The sequence below is a fragment of the Hansschlegelia beijingensis genome, from assembly GCF_045505405.1.
Classification (GTDB): Bacteria; Pseudomonadota; Alphaproteobacteria; order Rhizobiales; family Methylopilaceae; genus Methylopila; species Methylopila beijingensis_A.
Map to the genome: position 1 here is coordinate 1 of NZ_JBJKEX010000308.1, position 3,693 is coordinate 3,693.

4 protein-coding genes and 1 pseudogene are annotated in these 3,693 nt (G+C 69.8%); 3 read left to right on the forward strand and 2 right to left on the reverse strand.

The window, feature by feature from the left end:
- A pseudogene (locus tag ACIKT0_RS14865) lies at nucleotides 1-91 on the reverse strand (CvpA family protein); the annotation flags it as partial.
- Between the two features lie 13 nt (nucleotides 92-104).
- Between ACIKT0_RS14865 and ACIKT0_RS14870 the strand changes: the two are divergent.
- The 3 genes from ACIKT0_RS14870 to ACIKT0_RS14880 all read left to right on the forward strand — a co-directional run bounded on the left by ACIKT0_RS14870 (nucleotide 105) and on the right by ACIKT0_RS14880 (nucleotide 3,395).
- Nucleotides 105-1,277 carry a cobaltochelatase subunit CobN gene (locus ACIKT0_RS14870; RefSeq protein WP_407106092.1) on the forward strand — a complete coding sequence of 391 codons (1,173 nt, stop codon included), beginning with the start codon at nucleotides 105-107 and terminating at the stop codon, nucleotides 1,275-1,277.
- A complete protein-coding gene (gene cobO / locus ACIKT0_RS14875; RefSeq protein ID WP_407106093.1) occupies nucleotides 1,274-1,879 on the forward strand; it encodes a cob(I)yrinic acid a,c-diamide adenosyltransferase in 606 nt (201 codons plus the stop codon). The genes ACIKT0_RS14870 and cobO overlap by 4 nt, the downstream gene beginning before the upstream one ends.
- A gap of 67 nt (nucleotides 1,880-1,946) precedes the next feature.
- Nucleotides 1,947-3,395: a cobyric acid synthase gene (locus ACIKT0_RS14880; protein ID WP_407106095.1), complete on the forward strand. Its 1,449-nt coding sequence runs from the start codon at nucleotides 1,947-1,949 to the stop codon at nucleotides 3,393-3,395.
- A 3-nt stretch (nucleotides 3,396-3,398) separates the two neighbouring features.
- Here ACIKT0_RS14880 and ACIKT0_RS14885 read toward each other — a convergent pair whose 3' ends face one another.
- A complete protein-coding gene (locus ACIKT0_RS14885; RefSeq protein ID WP_407106094.1) occupies nucleotides 3,399-3,614 on the reverse strand; it encodes a hypothetical protein in 216 nt (71 codons plus the stop codon).
- Between the last annotated feature and the right edge of the window lie 79 nt (nucleotides 3,615-3,693).

Genomic DNA, 3,693 nt, shown 5'->3' on the forward strand with positions numbered 1-3,693 from the left:
ACGTCGCGGCGGCGGCCGCGACCCAGGACGCGATCGACAGCACCTCGCGCGTGAAGCCGCGCACCATCGCCAGAGCCGCCGAGATCAGCATGACGGCGAGCAGGATGACGGGTCGCAACTTCTTCGCCCTCGATCCGCGCTCGGCTCCGACCGAAGCAGCCTGGCGGCTTGGACGCGCCGCCGCCAACCTGCTCTGCCGTCGGCATTTCCAGGACAATGGCGAGTGGCCGCGGCGGCTCGCCATCTCGGCCTGGGGCACGGCGAACATGCGGACCGGCGGCGACGACGTCGCGCAGGCGCTGGCGCTGATCGGGGTCGCGCCGCGATGGGAGGCCGGATCCAGCCGCGTCGTCGGGCTGGAGATCCTGCCGCTCTCCGATCTCGGGCGCCCCCGGGTGGACGTGCTGTTCCGAATCTCGGGTTTCTTCCGCGACGCCTTCCCGTTCCAGATCGACATGATCGATGAGGCTGTCCGTCTCGTCGGCGCCCTGGGCGAGACCGACGAAGACAACCCGATCGCGGCGCGTCTGCGCTCGGAGCGCGCGAGCGGCGGCGTCGGGCACTCGATCTTCGGAGCGCGTCCGGGGGCCTACGGAACGGGGCTCGCGCCGCTGTTGAACGAGGGCGCGTGGGAAAGCCGCGGGGATCTGGCGGACGCCTATCTGGCGGCGAGCGGCTTTGCTTACGGACAAGGCGTGGAAGGCGCTCCGGCGCGCCCGGCGCTGGAGAGAATGGCGTCGTCGGTCGACGCGGTGATCCAGACCCAGGACGCTCGCGAGTACGACCTGCTCGACTCCGATGACGTCCACGAATTCGCCGGCGGCCTGTCCGCCGCGGTCGAGAAGATCTCCGGCGCGGCGCCGGCCGTCTATCATCTCGACACCTCCCGTACGGAGACCCCCCTCGTCCGGTCGCTTCAGGAAGAGCTCGCGGTCGTCGTCCGCGCACGCGCCACGAACCCCAAGTGGATCGCCGCGATGCGCGAGCACGGCCACAAGGGGGCGGCCGAGATGCTCGCGACGGTCCAGAACCTCTCGGGGTTCGCGGCCACGACCGACGCCGTCGCCAGCCATCAGTACGACGCGCTCTACGACGCCTATCTCGCGGACGAGCAGGTCCGCCGCTTCATCGCAGAGGCGAACCCCGCCGCCCTCGAGGCGATGGCGCGGGCGTTCCTCGACGCCGAGCGGCGCGGTTTCTGGCGTCCGAAGCGGAACAGCGCGCATGGCGAGCTCGAAAGGCTCGCTCAGCCGACCAGAACGGAGGTTCGAGCATGACGACCGGGGACGACGCCCGCCACGCCGAAAAGATGAAGGCGCGCAAGGCGCATCAGGACAAGATCGTCGCGGAGCGGCAGGCCGAGAAGGGGCTGCTGATCGTCCACACCGGAAAGGGCAAAGGAAAGTCGACCGCGGCCTTCGGCATGGCGATGCGCGCGATCGCGCACGGCATGAAGGTGGGCGTGGTCCAGTTCATCAAGGGTCCTTGGGAATCGGGCGAGCGCGACCTGCTGCGCAAGTTTCCGGAGCAGGTGGAGGTTCACGCCATGGGCGAAGGCTTCACCTGGGAGACGCAGGACCGCGAGCGTGACATCCGGGCCGCCCGGGAAGCCTGGGAAATGTCGAAGCGGTTCATCGCCGATCCCAACATCCGGCTCGTGATCCTCGACGAGCTCAACATCGTGCTGCGCTACGACTACCTCGATCTCGACGAGGTGCTGGCGGCGATCGCGGCGCGCCCGGCCGACACGCACGTCGTGATCACGGGGCGGAACGCGAAGGAGCCGCTGATCGAGGCCGCCGACCTCGTGACCGAGATGACCCAGGTGAAGCATCCCTTCCGCGACGGCGTGAAGGCGCAGGCCGGCATCGAGTTTTGAGCGCACGCAGGCGCGGCGCGCGACGGGCTCCGGAGGCTCGGGCCTCGTGACCCGGACGCCGGCGATCATGTTTCAGGGCACCGGCTCGAATGTCGGCAAGTCCCTGATCGTGGCGGGACTCTGCCGCGCCTTCGCGCGACGCGGCCTCTCGGTCGCGCCGTTCAAGCCGCAGAACATGTCGAACAACGCGGCCGTGACGGCCGACGGCGGGGAGATCGGGCGCGCTCAGGCGCTGCAGGCCCGCGCCGCCGGGCGCGAGCCGGTCGTGGACATGAACCCGGTGCTGTTGAAGCCCGAGAGCGACACCGGCAGCCAGGTCGTCGTTCAGGGCCGAAGGATCGGCAGCTACAAGGGCCGCGCCTACGCTGCGCTCAAGCCCACCCTGATGCCCGCCGTGCTCGAGAGCTTCGATCGTCTCGCGGCGACGGCGGACCTGGTCCTGGTGGAGGGCGCAGGCAGCGCCGCCGAGGTGAACCTGCGCGCGGGGGACATCGCCAACATGGGCTTCGCCGAAGCCGCCGATGCGCCGGTCGTCCTGATCGGCGACATCGACCGCGGCGGCGTGATCGCGACGCTTGTCGGCGCCCATGCGCTGCTGCCGATGTCGGACCACGACCGCGTAAAAGGATTTCTGATCAACCGCTTCCGCGGCGACATAAGCATGTTCGATGAAGGCATGCGGATCATCGAGCAGCGCACGGGATGGCGGCCGTTCGGGATCGCGCCGTGGTTCGCGGACGCGGCGAAGCTGCCTGCCGAGGATTCGGCGGATCTCGCCTCGCGCGCCGGCAAGCCAGGAGGTCCGGTCAGGGTCGTGGCGCTCGCCCTGCCCCGCATCGCGAATTTCGACGACCTCGATCCTCTTCGTCTCGAGCCGGAGGTCTCGCTTGATCTGCTGCCGCTCGGCGCGCCGGTCCCGGCCGACGCGGATCTCGTGCTCATCCCCGGCTCGAAGGCGACGATCGCCGATCTCGCCGCCCTGCGGGGCTGCGGCTGGGAGGAGGACATCAAGGCCCATGTCCGCCGCGGCGGACGCGTCCTCGGCCTGTGCGGCGGCTATCAGATGCTTGGACGGAGCGTCTCGGACCCGGAAGGCGTCGAAGGGTCGCCGGGTTCAACCCGCGGTCTCGGCCTGCTCGACGTCGAGACGACGCTCGGGGGCGACAAGAGGCTGGCGCGCGTCAGCGGCCGGCATCGAGGCAGCGGCGAGGCGGTGGACGCCTACGAGATCCACATGGGCCGGACCGACGGGCCCGACGCCGCGAGGGCCCCGTTCGAGGTCGGCGGCCGGCCCGAGGGAGCCGCGGACGCGTCCGGTCGCGTCAGCGGCTGCTACCTGCACGGCGTGTTCGCTCAGGACGGCTTCCGTAGGGCGTTCCTGGCGGAGCTCGGCGCGCGCCGCTCGGGCTTCGCCTACGAGGCCACGATCGAAGCCACCCTCGATGGCCTCGCTGACCACCTCGAAGCGCATCTCGACGTCGACGGACTGCTCGCGGTCGCGAACAGCCGCATCTAGTTCTCAGACGACGAGCGACGCCGCGCCCAGAACCGCCGCGATCATCGCCGCGTGAACGACGCAGGCCGAGCAGAACAGCTTCAGGGCTGCGGAGATGTCGGACGGAGTCGCGGCCTCGCGGCCGCCGGCGTTCATCCAGGGATCATCCACGACCGCGCCCGAATAGATCCGCGGGCCGCCGAGCGCGATGGTGAGAAAGTCGAGGGACTCTTGCCGCATGCGAGGTTCCTGGTTGCGACCGATACGGCGCCGTTCAAGCAAAAAGCGCCGAAGCCGTCGATCGGTTCGTCAGCTCAGA

Coding starts and splice junctions, on each gene's coding strand:
- ACIKT0_RS14870 (WP_407106092.1), top strand. CDS start 105: ATGACGGGTCGCAACTTCTTCGCCCTCGATCCGCGCTCGGCTCCGACC.
- cobO (WP_407106093.1), top strand. CDS start 1,274: ATGACGACCGGGGACGACGCCCGCCACGCCGAAAAGATGAAGGCGCGC.
- ACIKT0_RS14880 (WP_407106095.1), top strand. CDS start 1,947: ATGTTTCAGGGCACCGGCTCGAATGTCGGCAAGTCCCTGATCGTGGCG.
- ACIKT0_RS14885 (WP_407106094.1), bottom strand. CDS start 3,614: ATGCGGCAAGAGTCCCTCGACTTTCTCACCATCGCGCTCGGCGGCCCG.